Raw genomic sequence first — 15,648 nt, forward strand, 5'->3', positions numbered from 1 at the left:
CGGTCGGGTGCGTGGTCAGGTGGGCGGCTGGCCGGGATGGACCGACCATGTTCCGGGCCGTCGTCCATGACGTCGTCGCAGGATGTTCGGCCGCGCCGCCCAGGGCTCCCCCGCCGTCACCCCTGTCAGGATTACGACATGTCCTAAATTAGCCATACAGGATCGTTGATATCCGCCCGTTTTATCCCGAATCATGGCCACTGATCTTTTTGCGCCATAGCCACTTCGGGAGAAACTCCTTGCACGGCACTCCCCCACGGAGGAACGGGCTGCTCGCCCTCGCCTCCGCGCTCACGGTTCTCCTCGCGGCCTCGCCGGTCTCGGCCGCAGCCGCCACCGGATCCGCCGACGCGAAAACTCCAGCGAAAACCCCCGCGACGACCTCCGCGAAAGCCTTCATGCGGACGTCCGCGACCGCCTCCGCGAAAGCCTCCGCGACCGCTCCCGGGGACACCCCGGCGAAGCTCGCCGAGGCCGCCAAGGCCGCCGGGACCGGTGGGACACAGTTCACCGTCACCCTCATCACCGGGGACAAGGTCACGCTCGCACGGGTGGCCGGTGCCCTGACCGTCGTGTCGGTCACCGGCCCGGACGGCGGGCGCGTCGGCGCCCGGGTCAGCACCGTCGACGACCACACCTACGTGTATCCCGACTCGGCCGCGCGGTACGTCGGCGCCGGGCTCCTCGACGAGGGGCTCTTCGACGTCACGCGGCTCGTCGAGGACGGCTACGACGACGCGCGCAGCGACCACCTCCCCCTGATCGTCACCTACACCGACGACGCGGTGGGCAGGCGCGCGGAGAAGGTGCCGGGCGGGGCCGAGAAGGTCCGTACGCTCAGCAGCATCCAGGGCGCCGCGCTGTCCGCCGACCGTGACGGCGCGGCGGGCTTCTGGACCGCGCTCACCGGCTCGGCCCCGGGGGCGGAGTCGCGTACCGCGACGGCCGCCCCCTCGCTCACCTCGGGGATCGCCAAGGTGTGGCTCGACGGCAAGGTCAGGGCGAACCTGGCCGACACCGTCGCGCAGACCGGCGCCCCCGAGGTGTGGGCGGCCGGGAACACCGGCGAGGGCGTGAAGGTCGCCGTCCTCGACACCGGGGTCGACGCCGAGCACCCCGACCTCAAGGACCGGGTGAAGAGCACCGCCACCTTCGTCCCCGGCGAGGACGTCAAGGACCGTCACGGTCACGGCACGCACGTGGCCTCGACGATCGCCGGTACCGGCGCCGCCTCCGCGGGCCTGGAGAAGGGCGTCGCCCCGGGCGCGGACCTGCTGGTCGGCAAGGTCCTGGACAACCTGGGCAGCGGCCAGGACTCCTGGATCATCGCGGGCATGGAGTGGGCCGCCCGCGACCAGAAGGCGAAGATCGTCAGCATGAGCCTCGGCGGCGGGCCCACGGACGGCACCGACCCGCTCAGCCGGGCCGTCGACGAGCTCAGCGCCGAGACCGGCGCGCTGTTCACCATCGCGGCCGGCAACTCAGGGCCCGAGGAGAGCACGGTGAGCGCGCCGAGCACCGCGGACGCCGCCCTGTCGGTCGCCGCGGTGAGCGTCGCCCCCAAGGGCACGGCGCTGGCGCCGTTCTCCAGCAGGGGTCCCCGGGTGGAGGACTTCGGGCTCAAGCCGGAGATCGCCGCGCCGGGCGTGGACGTGCTGGCGGCCAGGTCGCAGTACGCGGCCGAGGGCGAGGGCTCGTACCAGACGATGAGCGGCACCTCGATGGCCACCCCGCACGTCGCGGGAGCGGCGGCGCTGCTGTCGAAGACCCACCCCGAGTGGACCGGGCAGCAGCTCAAGAACGCGCTGGTCAGCAGCAGCAAGCTCCTGCCGCAGTTCAGTGCCTACCAGGTCGGCGGCGGCATGCTCGACGTCGCGGCGGCGACGCGGAACACCGTCTTCGCCACCGCCACCGCCCAGGTCAAGGTCCGGTGGCCCTACACCCCCGGCCAGAAGGGTGAACAGCCGGTCACCTACACCAACATCGGGGAGAAGCCGGTCACCCTCGACCTCTCGGTCACCGGCGGGGCACCCGAGGGCCTGTTCGACTTGTCCGCTGCCCAGGTCACGGTACCGGCGCGCGGCACCGCCACGGTGAACGTGATCCTGAACGTCGACCAGGCCGAGCTCGACGGCCACCTCAGCGCGCGGCTCGACGCGAGGGACGCCGAGGGCGCCCTGCTCGCCCACACCGCGATCGGCTTCTACAAGGAGGGCGAGCGGGCGAGGCTCACCGTGCACGCCAAGGACCGCGCGGGCAAGCCCCTCGCCGGGGACCTGCTGATCACGCGGGACCTGCCCGACGGGCACCAGACGTTCGAGTACTACGGGGTCGACCCGTCCGGCACCGCCGAGCTGCGGCTGCCGACCGGCGACTACGCCCTGTGGATGTGGGGCGACGTGGAGGGCGTGAACGGCGCGTACTCCCTGGGCCGGGTGCTGCTCGGCAGGCCGAAGATCACCCTCACCGGTGACACGGAGATCACTCTGGACGCCTCCACCGCGCGCCGGGTCACCTCCGTCCTGCCGTCCGGCAGGGACCAGGCGCGGACCACGATGATGTCCAGGATGGACTTCTACCGGGGGTTCGGCAACGGCGCCGTGAGCGATTCCTACCTCCCCGGCGTGCAGCACGACAGCCTCTGGGTGCAGCCCACGGGCAAGAAGGTCACCGACGGGAAACTGACGTTCGCCGCGCGCTGGCGCGACGAGCAGCCGCGCCTGGCGGTCTCCTCGGACACGCACGACTTCGACGACCTGCTGATCCAGACCCGGTCCAAGCCGCTGCCCGAGGGCCGCTGGACCTACGGTTCGGTCTTCGCCGGTACGGGATCCGCGGTGGAGTTCGCCAGGGTCCGGGCGTCGGGCAAGGTCGCCGTGGTGCGATGGAGCGAGTCCGTCACCCCTGAGGCGCAGGCCGACGCCGCGGCGAAGGCCGGGGCGAAGCTCCTGCTGATCGTCAACCCCGGCCGCGGCCGGCTCGACGCCTGGGACGCCGTGCAGACCGACGCCCCGCTCGCCGTGGCGTCGATCACCCGTGACGAGGGCGAGCGGCTCATCACCCGCCTCCAGCGCGGCTCGGTGCCGCTGCGCGTCGTCTCCCACCCGACCGTCGCCTACCTCTACGACCTCGTCCACAAGTGGGAGGGGGCCGTCCCGGCCGACCCGACCTACCGGCCGCGCAAGGACGACCTGGCCCGCGTCGACGTCTCGCTCGACAACTACCGGCAGGACGCGGCCGTGGAGACCCGCATCGACCTCCAGGACGGCCTGCGCTCCGGGTTCAGCGGTTACACCAGCGCGCTGCCCGCGCAGAGCAGGCGTACCGACTGGGTCTCCACGGACGACTCCGTCCGCTGGCACGAGTCGCTCTTCGTCATCCCCGACGAGACCCAGCAGCGCTCGGACATCCTCACCTACAAGGGTGGCACCACCAGCGAGGCGCGGTGGCTCGGCCCGGTCCAGCGCCCCCGGATGAACACGGCGTCCCTGCTCCCGACCCGCGCGGGCGACGGGCTGGTCGCCATCGTTCCTTCCTGGGGTGCCTCGGGCGGCAGCCACGCGGGTGAGGCGCTCTTCAACCCGAACGCCACGCAGACCCTCTCGCTCTACCAGGGCGACACCCTCCTGGAGCAGGCGAAGACGGAGCGGCTCGACCGTACGCTGATGCTGGCGCCGATCGTCAGCCCCGACCGGCTGCCCTACCGGCTGGTCAACGAGGCGTCCCGCAGCGCGTCGGTGTACCCGTACTCGACCCGCACCTTGACCGAGTGGAACTTCACCTCGGGGTACGTCGAGAGCGACTCGACCAGGGACCTGCCTCTGATCCAGCTCGACTACGACGTCGACGTGGACCGGGCGGGCCGGGCCGACCGCCGGGCCGAGCTGACCCTCACCCCGCTGCACCTGCCGTCGGTGGTGGACTCGGGGCGGATCGGCACCGCCACCCTGGACGTCTCCTACGACGACGGCGCCACCTGGAGCAGGGCGAGCCTCGATCACGGCAGGAAGGGCTGGACGACGAGGCTGCGCGCCCCGGGCGACGCCCGCACGGTCACCCTGCGCGCCGGCGCCCGCGACAGCGCGGGCAACAGCGTCAGCCAGACCATCGTCCGGGCCTTCGGGCTGAGGTAACCGGGCATGAACAGCCTCTGGACCGAGGTGATCGGAGAGGGCGCTTACAGGGTGAGATGACCTGAGATGGAAGCTTTCGAATCGAGGTGACCGCGGGCGAACGCCTTCGAACCGAGGTAGCCGAGACGGACGCCTTCGAACCGAGGTGACCGCGGACGGACGAGTCCGGCGGGAAACCGGCCTGCCGATTCGGCCGGCCGGTTTCCCGCCGGACTCGGCGCGAAGGCACCCGGCCCCATCGCGGCGTCCCCGGTCCGGGCCTGGCTGGTCGGATACGGATCGTTCCACCCGGCCCTCGTCGTGGCCGACCTATCGGATGACCTTTTCAGCCCTTTCTGTCCTGCTTGGTCCGGCCTCTTGCGGCGAAAGCGCATCTTCCATTCGATGAGGAACGGCGGTGATCGTGTCTCGGGGAGGTATTCCAATGGGAATTCGTATGCGCGCCCTGTCCGCGGGGCTTTTCGCGGTGGCCGCCTTCGTGCTCACCGGTGGTGTGGCGACAGCCGCGTCAACCGGTCAAAGCACGGGAGCCGCGAGTTTCGGCGCGCTGGACTATTGGCGGTATCACGGCCAATACCAGACCCGCGGCCAGTGCGCCGCCGTGGGTGAGGAATACCTCTGGCCGCACAATCCCGCCGGGGCCGATGACTACGAATGCCTGGCCGCCGCCGGCGGCTGGGAGCTTTGGCTGATCTTCGGAAGCTGATCGCGGCGGTTCGCGGACGACGGCCGGTGACGAGCGCCGGAGGTCAGGGGGTCTCGTCGCCGGGCTCGGGCTTCCCGGTCAGTTCGAAATCACGGCCCTGCATGACAGGTCCGTGGAAGGTACCGCCGCTTATCTCGTTCCGGACCTTCCCCCCTGGCGCGGGCCCCGCCTCGGGGGCGGGCGGTGAGGTCGGCGGTGCGGCGGACATGGACGCGGGATCACGGCGGCCGGCGACGAAACCCGCGACCGCCAGTCCCAGCCCCGCCAGCCCGGCGAACATGCCGAGCACGCTGGAGAGCTGTCGGCCTTTTCCAATCCCACCTGGCTCAGGTAGACGCCCAGCCCGATGAACGTCGTCAGGAGCACGTGCCGCCCACGACGCAGGATCGGGAGAGGCTCTACCGGTCCGTACTCACCGCGCTGGCCGAGGAGGGCCGTCGCCTGCTCGTCCTGATCGACAACGCCAAGATCGCGGCCGACGCGGTCCCGTTGCTGCCACCGGAGGGCACCGGCTGTGCGATCGTCACCTCCCGCCACTCCCTCGGCCTGCTCGACGCACGGACCGTCCACCTCACCGCCCTGGACGAGTCGGATGGTGCGCTCCTGCTGGAGCGGGCACTCGCCGTACTGCGCCCGGAGGACACCCGCTGCGCGGACCGCTCCGTGGACGCGCGTCGCGTCGCGGAGCTGTGCGGCGGATTGCCGCTGGCCCTGCGGATCGTCGCGGCGCTGCTCGCCGACGATCCCGGCCGGCCGCTCGCGGCCCTCGCCGACGACCTGGAGCGGGCGCGACTGACGGAACTCGAGTACGGCGAGGCCACGATCAGGGCCGCGTTCGACCTGTCCTTCCTGACAGGCTCGTCGCGGTCCCGGCGGTCGGGCCCTCGCTCACCGGGCCGGAGGATCTCGTACGGGCCGACGCACCGAGTGCGAGCAGCAGCAACCCCGCCGAGGCCCATGCGGCCCAGTCTCCCAGGGTGGTGTACAGGGTGGCCGAACCCTCCCGGGGCAGGGAGGCCGTGACCATGGTCATGCCCTTTCTGTCGCTGTGGCCCTCGGCCACGATCCGGCCGCGGCCGTCACTGACCGTCAGCCGTCCCTCGCGTGCGGCACGGGCGACCGCCAGGCCGTTCTCCACGCCGCGCACCACCGCCATGCGGCTGTGCAGCCACGCGTCCTCGCCGAAGTCCCAGGCCGGTGCGAGCAGGGCGGCGACGCCGGCCCTGCCGTACTCCCTGACCAGGCCGGGGAAGTCCAGGTCCTTGCAGATGATGAGGCCGAGCCGGTCGCCGTCGAGGAAGGCCAGGCCGGTGCCGGGCCGGTACCCGCGCTCCACCCCGGGGATCATGTGGTGCTTGTCGTAGCGCACGCCGGAGGGGTAGCTCACCGCGCTGTTGGTCTCCATGGCGATCCCCGCGACCACCTCCACGCCCGGCCGGGCGAACGGCAGGCCGGCGGTCCTGAAGACCTTCTCGGGCAGCACCACGATCTCCGCCCCGCGGGCCACCGCGGCGTCCACGGCCTCGCCGTACCGGCGGACGAGATCCTCGGAGCCGTCCGTCGCGACGAGCGCGACCTTCCGTCCTCCGGCGTCGGCGGGTGTCGCGAGCCGTGCGAGACCATGGCCGAGCGTGAGCGCGACCAGCACCCCCGAGACCACCGCCGCGCGTGGCCGCAGGACCGCGATGGAGGCGGGCACGAACAGCAGGAGGAAGGTGATGCCCCAGACCCCGGTGACCGAGGCGGTCTGCAGCACCGGCAGGACGTCGGCCTGCGTGTACGCCAGGCTCCACCAGGCCCCGTGCGGTCCGGCGAGGTTCATGACGTACTCGGCGGTGACCCAGACGGCCGGTACGGCCGCCGCCGCCAGGAGCGGCCTGCCGCGCACGATCAGGGTACGGAAGAGCAGCACGCCCAAGCCGTAGCAGAGCGCGGGGCCGGCGATGAGGGCGGCGGCCAGCGGGGGCGGCATCTCAAGGGGCCCGGTGAAGTACGGCCACATCCGCGCCTGGCCGGCGAGCCAGACGAGCGTCCCGGCGGCGAAGGCCGTACCCCCGCCCGCCCGGCGAGCCAGGAACAGGACGGGCAGCGGCGCGAGCCAGGTGAGCCACCAGACGGGGTGCAGACCGGTGCCGAAGTGCGTCAGGACGGCCGAGGCGAGAGTGAGGGCGAGGGGGAGGAGGATGCGTTCCATGCCGACGATCGTGCTTTCCCGCACCCCTCCGGCGCGTCACTCGCGAATGCGGTCTCCGCTGTCACTCTCACCGGCGACCACCAGCCCGGACTCGTAGGCGAGCACCACGGCCTGGACCCGGTCCCGCAGGTCCAGCTTGGTGAGCATGCGGCTGACGTGCGTCTTGACCGTGTGCTCGGTGACCACCAGCGCGGCGGCGATCTCCGCGTTCGACAGGCCGTGCGCGACCAGCCTCAGCGTCTCGCGCTCGCGTTCGGTCAGCGCGTCCAGCCTGGCCGCCAGCCGGGGGGCGACGCCGTGGACGGGCCTGCGCACCAGGTCCTCGAGCAGCCTCCTGGTCGCCGCCGGGGCCAGGAGGGCCTCACCCGAGGCGACGGTACGCACGGCGTGGGCCAGCTCGTCGCGCCGGATGTCCTTCAGCAGGAAACCGCTCGCTCCCGCCCGGACCGCGTCGTAGACGTACTCGTCGAGGTCGAACATGGTCAGCACGAGCACCTTGGCGGCGGTGGTGGCGCAGATCTCCCTGGTCGCCTCGATGCCGTTCATGCCCGGCATGAGCACGTCCATCAGGACCACGTCCGGCCGGAGCCGCCTGGCCGCGGCGATCGCCTCCTCGCCGTCGGCGGCCTCACCTACCACCTCCATGTCCGGCTGCGCCCCCAGGATCAGCCCGAATCCCGCGCGGAAGAGGTCCTGGTCGTCGGCGATGAGCACCCGTAGCATGCGGGTCATTCAAGCGGAAATTCGGCGTCGAGCACTCATGACGTGCGGGTCATCCGAGCGGAAATTCGGCTCTCACCACGAATCCTCCGTCGTGTCCCGCCTCGGCCGTGAGCGTCCCGCCGCACGCCACCGCCCGTTCCCGCATCCCGGCCAGCCCGTACCCGCCGCCCTCACCCGGCCCTCGCCCGTCGTCGGCGATCGTCACCGTCAGGCTCTCCCCCCAGGTCAGAGTGAGACGTACGGCATGCGTACCGGCGTGCTTGCGCACGTTGGTGAGCGCCTCCTGGACGATGCGGTAGACGGCGGCCTCGACGCTTCCGGCGACCGGGCGCGGGGGACCGGCGGTCGTGCTCACCACATCGAGACCGCTGCGATCGAGCAGCGCGGGAAGGTTGGCCAGACGCGGCTGGAACAGTGACTCGCCCAGACGCTCGCCGGTACGGCTCCGCCCCGGTCCGTCACCTTCGCCCGGGGCCCGCAGCGCGGCGAGCACCCCCCGGAGCTCGGCCAGCGCGCCCCTTCCCGTGTCGGCGATCGCGTCGAAGACCTTCTCCGCCTTGTCAGGGGCGTCGCGCACCACCACCGGCCCGGCCTCGGCCTGAACCACCATCAAGCCCACGGAATGGGTGACGATGTCATGCATGTCGCGCGCGATCCGGGTGCGTTCCTCGGCCGCCGCCGCGATGTGCTCCTGCTCCCGCCGCCGTGCCCGCTCGGTCAGTTCGGCGGCTCGCGAACGGCTCGCCCTGACACTGGTGCCCAGCGCGTAGGCGGCCACGAAGGCGGTCCCCACCAGCCGGAAGGTCTCGTCGTTCTCCCCGGGCAGCACCAACGAGAGACCCACGGTCGCCACGATCACCGGAATCGCCGCCAGCCTCTTCCACGTCGGGCTCAGGTCGGCGATCGTGTAGACGGCCAGCAGCGGCCCGAAGGGCAGGAACGGCTTCTCCCACGTCACCAGCACGGACATCGCCGCCCCGACCACCACCGCCACCACCATCGGCGCCCGCCTGCGCCACACCACCGGCACCGAGGCCAGCAGCCCCAGCCCGACGATCCACCATGGGTTGGGGCCGGGCAGAAGGAGCGGCACCACCGTGGCCAGGACCACGCCCGCCGCCAGCACCCCGTCGACCGCCCTACCGACCCGGCCCGCCGCGACCATCCGCCCATTGTACGGATGTGTCCTCTCTGTCCTCACTCTCAAGAGTGATCATTCCGGCCGTGCTCGGCGCCCTCGAGGGGAAGCGCGGCCTCGCCGCGCGGCGGAGTGGGAGCCATCCCTCACGGTCCGCCTCGAGGTCGTGAAGCCTGGCGTCCGTCCAGCTGGAACCAGACCACGCGCCCGGCCCTCGCATCGGTAGGTTCGGGTCCTCGGCCGCCGAACGGTCCCCCGCGAGATCCTCAGCCGCCGAAGGCGGGGTAGCCCGGCAACGGGGGGACGTCCCAGCCGCCGGCCACGTCCCGGAGCAGCAGCCGCATCGTCTCCGCGAAGGCCGGGGACTCCTCCAGGGTGCTCGCCATCTCCCAGCGGTGCCTCAGCAGCTGCCACAGCGTCGGGACGGGACGCCTGGTCCTGTGCGCGGGCCTGTCCTCCGCCATGCGCGGGATCAGGTTGGTCGTCAGATACACCGTCCAGAGCGCGACCGCCCGCCGGACCCCGGGCTGCCAGATCTCGTCCTCGACCAGCTCCGGGTACGCCTCGACGACCTCGGCGCGGTAGGTCTCCTCGATCCTCTCCGCCAGACCCGCGGGCAGCGTGAAGACACACCAGCAGGTGGCGAAGGGCATCCGGCAGTACGCGGCCGTCATGAAGACCGGCTGGTAGCAGGCCGACTCGAAGTCGAGCAGCCGCAGGCCGTCCGGGGTGAGCAGGTTGTTGTCCGGGCAGGTGTCGCCGGGGGTGAAGGCGAGATACTCGTCCGCGCCCGTCGCCGCGATCCGTTCCAGCTCCTCGCCCAGCTCCGGCGGCGTCTCGACGCCGATCCCGGCGAGCGCCGAGGGGAATCCGGCCGCGTACCGCGCGATCCACGGCTCCTCGTCCCAGGACGGCACGCCCAGCCCGTACCTGGCCGACAGGGAGGTCAGGTCGGCGCGCCGGTGCACCGACGCGACGGACAGCCGCCCGAGCCCGCGCGCCCAGGCCGACAGGCCGTCCAGGGCGGCCCGCGGATCGTCGCCGAGCAGCACGTCCGCCAGGGTCGGCGCGGACCCGAGGTCCTCCATCACCAGCAGCGGGACCGAGTCGTCCACACCCAGCAGCTCGGGACCGGCCAGCCGCAGCGAGAGCCCGGCCGCCTCCCCGGTGAAGGCGCGCAGGCCCTCGGGGTCGGTGCCGTACTTCTTGACGACGACGCTGCCGCCCGAAGCCGTCCGGCAGCGCAGGACAATGCTGCGCGGGTTGCCCCCGAGGTCCACCGGATCGGACAGCTCGACGCCCACCACTTCGCTCGCGGCCCGCAGGATCGTATCCATCCCGGCATTCTGCCCCTCACGGGCGGGGGCGCGGGTCCCGGGCGGCCGAACCCGAAGGGGCTCGCGACGGCGGGGCTGGCGGCCTTCGCGCGGGCGCTGGGGGAGCTGGGCGCGGCCACCGCCGGACACGCGGAGCGCTATCTCGCGAGACGGCCGGCCACGGGTCTCGAAATCACCTGCTCGAACACCGACGCGTGGCGGCGGGCCGTGGAGCACGGCGCGTGGCTCGGGGTCGCGCTGCCGAGCCGGGCCGGGACCGAACTGACACGGCTGCTGGCGGAACTCGCCGCCCCGGGCCCCTTCCTGGCGTTGACCAACGGCGACGCCGAGGCGAACAACTTCCTGACGGCGGGCGGCGACGGGCGGCTCATCGACTTCGAGTTCGCCGGCTACCGGCACACCCTGACCTCGGCCGTGTGCCTGTACGTGCCGGGCCCGGCGTGGCTGACGGTGTCCGACCCGGTCGCGACCGGCCTGGAGGCCGGTTACCGCCGCGCGCTGGCCCGGGGCGTGCCGGAGGCGGACGACGACCGGCTGTTCGGCTTCGGCCTGGCCTCGGCGTGCCTGACCTGGGCCGCCACCCGTCTCACCCGGTTCCCCGCACTCGACGCCCGAGCGCCGGGCGAGAACAGCCGGCTCCAGATGGTCCTCACACTGGACGCCACGGCGCGGGCCGCCGAGCACCACCGCGCCCTGCCCCACCTGGCCGGATGGGCCCACCGGGTGGCACAGGCACTGCGCCGCCGGTGGCCGGACGCCGACGTGGACCGGACGGCGTACCCCGCGTACACCCCGCGCAGGTGAGGGTCATCCGCGCGTCGCGTGAGTCCGGGAGTACGCGTACGGCCGCGAGGGCACCGCGTCCGGGACGCGCCGGGCGGACGGCAGGACCCAGCGGCCGAAGACGACCTTTCCCCCGTCCGGTGACCGGTAGTGGCCCCACTCGTCGGTGCACATGCCGACGAGCCGCAGGCCCCGGCCGCTCTCGTCGTCCTCCCCCGCCTCGGTGACCTCGGGCGTGCCGTCGCAGCCGTCCCAGACCTCCGCGAACAGGCCCGCGGCGGTCAGACGGAGCCGCAGGAGGATCGGGTACGGGTCGGAGGTCCGCGCGCGGGCGCAGGTGGGCGGGCAGCCGGAGACGTGCGGGCAGGTGTAGCCGTACGGGACGGGCGGGGTGGCGGTGGCCTTGACGGCGTTGGTGGTCATCTCGGAGACGACCAGCACGCAGAGGTCGGACAGCTCCTCCAGGCCCCACGCCAGCAGCTGCGCACGCGTGAAGTCGCGCGCCCGGGAGGCCGAGGCCGGCTGCGCCGCCAGCCACAGCTCGTTCGCGTCCACGGAGTCCGGGGAACCCGGATAGCCCGTGGAGTCCAGGGACAGGTGGTCGGTGGTGTCCGGATCAGGGTGAAACGGTGAGTGCATCGGTCCCGGCCGTTCGACGGGGAGCACGGTCATTGATGGCTCCAGGGAAGTTCAACGAAGGTTCGGTCGCGCGTCCCCGGCGCAGATTGGGGACACCCCGCCCGAGCGCTGAGACCACACGAATCCGACGGCTCCGGCGTTGTCCTCCACCCTGGTCTACGGAGCGTGCTGGAAACAGGCGACGGCACCGAGTCTGTTCGTCACTCTCAGGGGTCAAGTCACCCCGTAGAGCGACCGCGTGACAGGGAGCGGTGATCTGGTCGCCGATTTCTGCACTCGTTGGTCACCTAACGTGATCGACCAGTAACGTTCGGCCCGAAGAATCGCCGCCGGAGAACCCGCCGGGAGGGGCCGAGCCGATGCCACGTGCACCGCGCAGCGTCAAGCAGCAGATGGACGCCTTCAGCGCTGAGCTTCGCGAACGTGGTTTCACGTGGGCCGAGGTCGCCGCTGAGTTCATGCGACGTTGGCGCCTGAACTCCCGTCAGGGCTTCCGTGAGGCGCATCGCCTGACACAAGCCAAGGTCTGCCATCTATGGAACGAGTACTGGCCGAACGAGCCGCTGACGACCCGGAAACTCGGGTCGTGGGAAGCGTGGCCCGGCCCCACCGGCAACGAGCCGCCGATCGCCGGGCTCAACCGGCTGGCCCGCATCTACCAGTGCCGCACCGCCGACCTGGTCGACGGTGAAGACCACCGCGATGCCGACGAGCACAACACGCCGGCCGTCCGCTCCCGTGGACGGGCGCTGGTGGCGGCGGGGGCCGCGGGCAGCCTCAACGCCGAGGACATCCAAGGGGTGCTGGCCGCCCTCCCCACCCTGCCCACCGGACCGGTGCCGTTCGGGACCTCGCGCGACGAGGAGTACGACGCCCTGGTGCGGGCGCTCGCCCAGTGGGCGGCGACCATGAAACGACGCGACGTGCTGGCCCTGATCAGGGCCGCCGCTGCCGCCGCCGCGGCCTCTCCGCTGCTGGACCGGCTCAACGACGACGAGCTCGACCGGCTCGCCCTGATCGCCGCCGAACCGTCCCGGGTGGACGAGGCCACCGTCGACCACATCGACGCGGTGCTGCACCACTGCATGCGCCAGGAGGACACCCTCGGCCCCCAGGCGGTGCTGGGGACCGTGCTCGCCCAGCAACACCTGGTGCGGTCGCTCATCCCGTCCGCGTCGAACGACGAGGTGCGTGAGCGGCTGCTGTCGCTGCTGGCCAACATCTGCCGGTTCACCGCCTGGGTGCTGTTCAACCTCAACGACTTCAACGGGGCGAACCACTACTACGAGCAGGCCAAGTTAGCCGCGCACCGGGCCGACGACGACGCGATGAACAGCTTCGTCCTGGCCAACTGGTCGCAGCTGGCGACCTGGCGGGGCGACCCCCGTCAGGGCGTCGAGCACGCGCTGGGGGCGCTGGCCTGGGGGCATCGCGCCAACAGCAAGCTGCTGGTGTCGTACGCGTGTGACGTGGGGGCCCGCGCCTACTCGGCGGTGTTGCGCCGCTCGGCCAAGAACGACCGGCGCAAGGACCACACGCGGTGCATGACCAGCCTCGACCAGGCCCGCCGCGAGCTGGGCCACGCGGGCGAGGGCGACGTGGGGGCCAAGCTTCTCTACTTCTACGGCGACGGGCAGTATCTGTCGACCAGGACCAAGTGCCTGCTGGACATGGGCGACGCCCAGACCGCCGTCGAGATGGCCGCGCGGTCCCTGGCCCGGATCGATCCGGCGTTCGTCCGCAACCTGGCGTTCAGCCGCCTGGATCTGGCGCGCGGGTACACACAGTTGCGCGCCATCGACGAGGCGTGCGAGCAGATCGGCGAGGCCGCCCGCCTCACCTGCAAGAACACCTCGCCGCGGCTCGCCCGCTCGGTGGTGGAGGTCCGCGAGACGCTGAATCCATGGGCGCGGACCCGCCAGGTCGCCGCCCTGGACGAGAAGCTGCACGCCTTCCAGCTCATCGCCTGACGGCTCCGGCCCCTCGCGGCCGATCAGCGCGCCCCGGGCATCTCCTCCAGCACCAGGATCTCGAAGACCGGGGCGGGGATCGGCGGGTCCATCGGCTTCTCCGACACCTTCCGCCATCCCCACCTCCGGTAGATCTCCCGGGTCCGTACGGCCTTGGGCTGCACCGAGAGCGTGGCGCGCTCGGCGCCGGACCCGGAGAGCAGTTCGTCGTGGATCCGGTGCCCGGCTCCGGCACCTCGCCGGCCGTACAGCACCCCGTAGTCGATGACGGCGAACGTCCTGGTGCCGGTCTCGGCCGCGAACTCCTCGTCGACCGGTTCGGCCAGCGCGCTCCACCAGGCGGTGTCGGCGGGCAGCAGGTAGCCGTACCCGAACCCGATGAGCTCCGGTCCGCATCGCGCGGTGGTCAGCCGGAACCCGGGCCGATCGGTCAGCCTGGGGAAGTAGGAGCGCTGGTTGGCGAACTCCGCGGCGTTCCCGTCGAACGGGGGCAGCGAGAACACCGCCTCGTAGAGATCACAGATCGTCCCGGCCAGTGCGAGCGCCTCCAGGCGGCCGTGCGTCTCTATGGTCATCTCGTCGGTGGGGGTCGTATCGGTCATCCTGGCTCCTCGCCTTCGTCGCACCGCCTTCCCTTGGGAGGGCTCCTTACCCGTGGACGGGCGTGGTAGCCGTCCCGGTTCCGGTGCGGGGCGAAGGCGAGGGGGCAGGTCTTCGCGGAACTCACCAGGGGCGGGGAGTCGGCCTTCGCGAGGCTCGCCGGAGGCGGGGGGTCAGCCTTTCGCGAGGTCGGCCAGCGGTACGGAGGGGTCGGCGAGCCGGTCGGGGTCGACGGTCGCGCCGCCGCGGATCAGCTCCTGCGCCGGTGAGATGCCCTCGTCCCACCGGTTGACGTGCATCCCCGCCACGACGCGCCCACCGGCGAGCCAGAAGGCGTGGAAGTCCTCCGAGTCCAGGTCCCCCCGGATGACCACGGAGTCGTATCCGCCGGGCGCGAACCAGCCGGAGAACTCCATGCCGACGTCGTACTGGTCGGTGAAGAAGTACGGCGGCCTGTCGTAGACCACCTCCTGGCCGAGCATGGCCTTGGCCGCGGCCACTCCCCCGTTGAGGGCGTTGGCCCAGTGCTCGACACGGACGCGGGTGCCGTACAGGGGGTTGAAAGCGTTGGCCACGTCACCGGCGGCGTAGACGTCGGGGTCGTCGGTGCGGAGGGACTCGTTGACGAGGATGCCGTTGTCCACGGCGAGGCCCGCCCGCTCGGCGAGTTCGGTGTTGGGGCTCACCCCGATGCCGACGATCACGAGGTCGGCCGGGATCTCCTCGCCGTCGTGGGTGGCGACCGCGCGGACGTGACCGGGGCCGAGGAGTCCGGTCACCTCGCGGCCGAGCCGTACGTCGACGCCGTGGCGCCGGTGCACGTCGGCGAAGAAGGCGCCCAGCTCGGGGCCGAGCGCGGCGTGCAGCGGCACCGCCCTCGGCTCGACGACGGTCACCTCGCAGCCGTACTCCCTGGCGGCCGCGGCGGTCTCCAGCCCGATCCAGCCGGCGCCGACGACGACCACCCTCCTGCCACCGCCGCCGATGGCCTCGCGCAGCCGCTCCGAGTCGCCGAGAGTGCGGAGGTGGTGCACGCCGTCCAGGTCGGCGCCGGGTACGTCGAGGCGGCGCGGGGAGGAGCCGGGGACGAGCAGCAGCTTGTCGTACCGGACGCGCCGCCCGTCGTCGAGCTCCACGTGGTGCGAGGCCCGGTCGAGGTCCGTCGCGCGGCGGCCGAGCAGCCGTTCCACGGAGTTGGCGGCGTACCAGTCGTCGTCGTGGACGTAGAGCTTGGCCTTCTCCTCCTTGCCGAGCAGGTAGCCCTTCGAGAGGGGAGGCCGCTCGTAGGGAGACTCGGTCTCGGCGCCGATCAGCGTGATCGCGCCCTCGAAGCCCTCGTCGCGCAGGGACTCCGCCGCCTTGGCACCCGCCAGGCCCGCTCCGACGATGACGAACGTCTGCTCGGTGGTCATGGGTTCCTTCCTA

Annotated in this window: 13 protein-coding genes; 4 read left to right on the forward strand and 9 right to left on the reverse strand. The window is 72.0% G+C overall.

The genetic code is table 11. The features are described from left to right. The first annotated feature begins 239 nt into the window (after positions 1–239). Positions 240–4,133, forward strand: coding sequence for a S8 family peptidase (locus ACFFRH_RS28690; RefSeq protein WP_386160889.1), 3,894 nt, complete (start codon positions 240–242; stop codon positions 4,131–4,133). A gap of 424 nt (positions 4,134–4,557) precedes the next feature. After that, positions 4,558–4,839: a hypothetical protein gene (locus tag ACFFRH_RS28695; RefSeq protein WP_386160891.1), complete on the forward strand. Its 282-nt coding sequence runs from the start codon at positions 4,558–4,560 to the stop codon at positions 4,837–4,839. Positions 4,840–4,882: 43 nt separating this feature from the next. Here the strand turns inward: ACFFRH_RS28695 and ACFFRH_RS28700 are convergent, their stop codons facing one another. The 6 genes from ACFFRH_RS28700 to ACFFRH_RS28725 all read right to left on the reverse strand — a co-directional run bounded on the left by ACFFRH_RS28700 (position 4,883) and on the right by ACFFRH_RS28725 (position 10,231). Beyond that, on the reverse strand, positions 4,883–5,119 hold the full coding sequence (locus tag ACFFRH_RS28700; RefSeq protein WP_386160892.1) for a hypothetical protein: 237 nt from the start codon (positions 5,117–5,119) through the stop codon (positions 4,883–4,885). A 118-nt stretch (positions 5,120–5,237) separates the two neighbouring features. Further along, positions 5,238–5,366 carry a hypothetical protein gene (locus tag ACFFRH_RS28705; RefSeq protein ID WP_386160893.1) on the reverse strand — a complete coding sequence of 43 codons (129 nt, stop codon included), beginning with the start codon at positions 5,364–5,366 and terminating at the stop codon, positions 5,238–5,240. Positions 5,367–5,662: 296 nt separating this feature from the next. Beyond that, entirely contained in the window at positions 5,663–7,033 is a 1,371-nt protein-coding gene (locus ACFFRH_RS28710) for a nitrilase-related carbon-nitrogen hydrolase (RefSeq protein ID WP_386160895.1), read from the reverse strand. Positions 7,034–7,069: 36 nt separating this feature from the next. Continuing rightward, on the reverse strand, positions 7,070–7,756 hold the full coding sequence (locus ACFFRH_RS28715) for a response regulator (protein ID WP_386160960.1): 687 nt from the start codon (positions 7,754–7,756) through the stop codon (positions 7,070–7,072). Between the two features lie 49 nt (positions 7,757–7,805). Continuing rightward, entirely contained in the window at positions 7,806–8,921 is a 1,116-nt protein-coding gene (locus tag ACFFRH_RS28720; protein ID WP_386160897.1) for a sensor histidine kinase, read from the reverse strand. A 239-nt stretch (positions 8,922–9,160) separates the two neighbouring features. Then, the gene (locus ACFFRH_RS28725; RefSeq protein WP_386160900.1) at positions 9,161–10,231 is read right to left on the reverse strand and encodes a protein kinase family protein; all 1,071 of its coding nucleotides are present in this window, start codon (positions 10,229–10,231) and stop codon (positions 9,161–9,163) included. Between the two features lie 207 nt (positions 10,232–10,438). Here ACFFRH_RS28725 and ACFFRH_RS28730 point away from each other — a divergent pair, with 207 nt between their 5' ends. Beyond that, positions 10,439–11,035 carry a hypothetical protein gene (locus ACFFRH_RS28730; protein WP_386160902.1) on the forward strand — a complete coding sequence of 199 codons (597 nt, stop codon included), beginning with the start codon at positions 10,439–10,441 and terminating at the stop codon, positions 11,033–11,035. 3 nt (positions 11,036–11,038) lie between these two features. Here ACFFRH_RS28730 and ACFFRH_RS28735 read toward each other — a convergent pair whose 3' ends face one another. Continuing rightward, a complete protein-coding gene (locus tag ACFFRH_RS28735; protein ID WP_386160904.1) occupies positions 11,039–11,686 on the reverse strand; it encodes an ATP-binding protein in 648 nt (215 codons plus the stop codon). A 326-nt stretch (positions 11,687–12,012) separates the two neighbouring features. Between ACFFRH_RS28735 and ACFFRH_RS28740 the strand changes: the two genes are divergently transcribed. After that, positions 12,013–13,623 (forward strand): NsdA family TPR-like regulatory protein, encoded by a 1,611-nt coding sequence (locus ACFFRH_RS28740; protein WP_386160906.1) that lies wholly within the window; start codon positions 12,013–12,015, stop codon positions 13,621–13,623. 23 nt (positions 13,624–13,646) lie between these two features. Here ACFFRH_RS28740 and ACFFRH_RS28745 read toward each other — a convergent pair whose 3' ends face one another. Then, complete coding sequence (locus tag ACFFRH_RS28745; RefSeq protein WP_386160908.1) at positions 13,647–14,225, reverse strand: hypothetical protein; 579 nt, start codon at positions 14,223–14,225, stop codon at positions 13,647–13,649. A 171-nt stretch (positions 14,226–14,396) separates the two neighbouring features. Continuing rightward, the gene (locus ACFFRH_RS28750; protein WP_386160910.1) at positions 14,397–15,635 is read right to left on the reverse strand and encodes an NAD(P)/FAD-dependent oxidoreductase; all 1,239 of its coding nucleotides are present in this window, start codon (positions 15,633–15,635) and stop codon (positions 14,397–14,399) included. Positions 15,636–15,648 lie beyond the last annotated feature (13 nt).

This window comes from Streptosporangium vulgare (assembly GCF_042428775.1).
Taxonomy (GTDB): Bacteria; Actinomycetota; Actinomycetes; order Streptosporangiales; family Streptosporangiaceae; genus Streptosporangium; species Streptosporangium vulgare.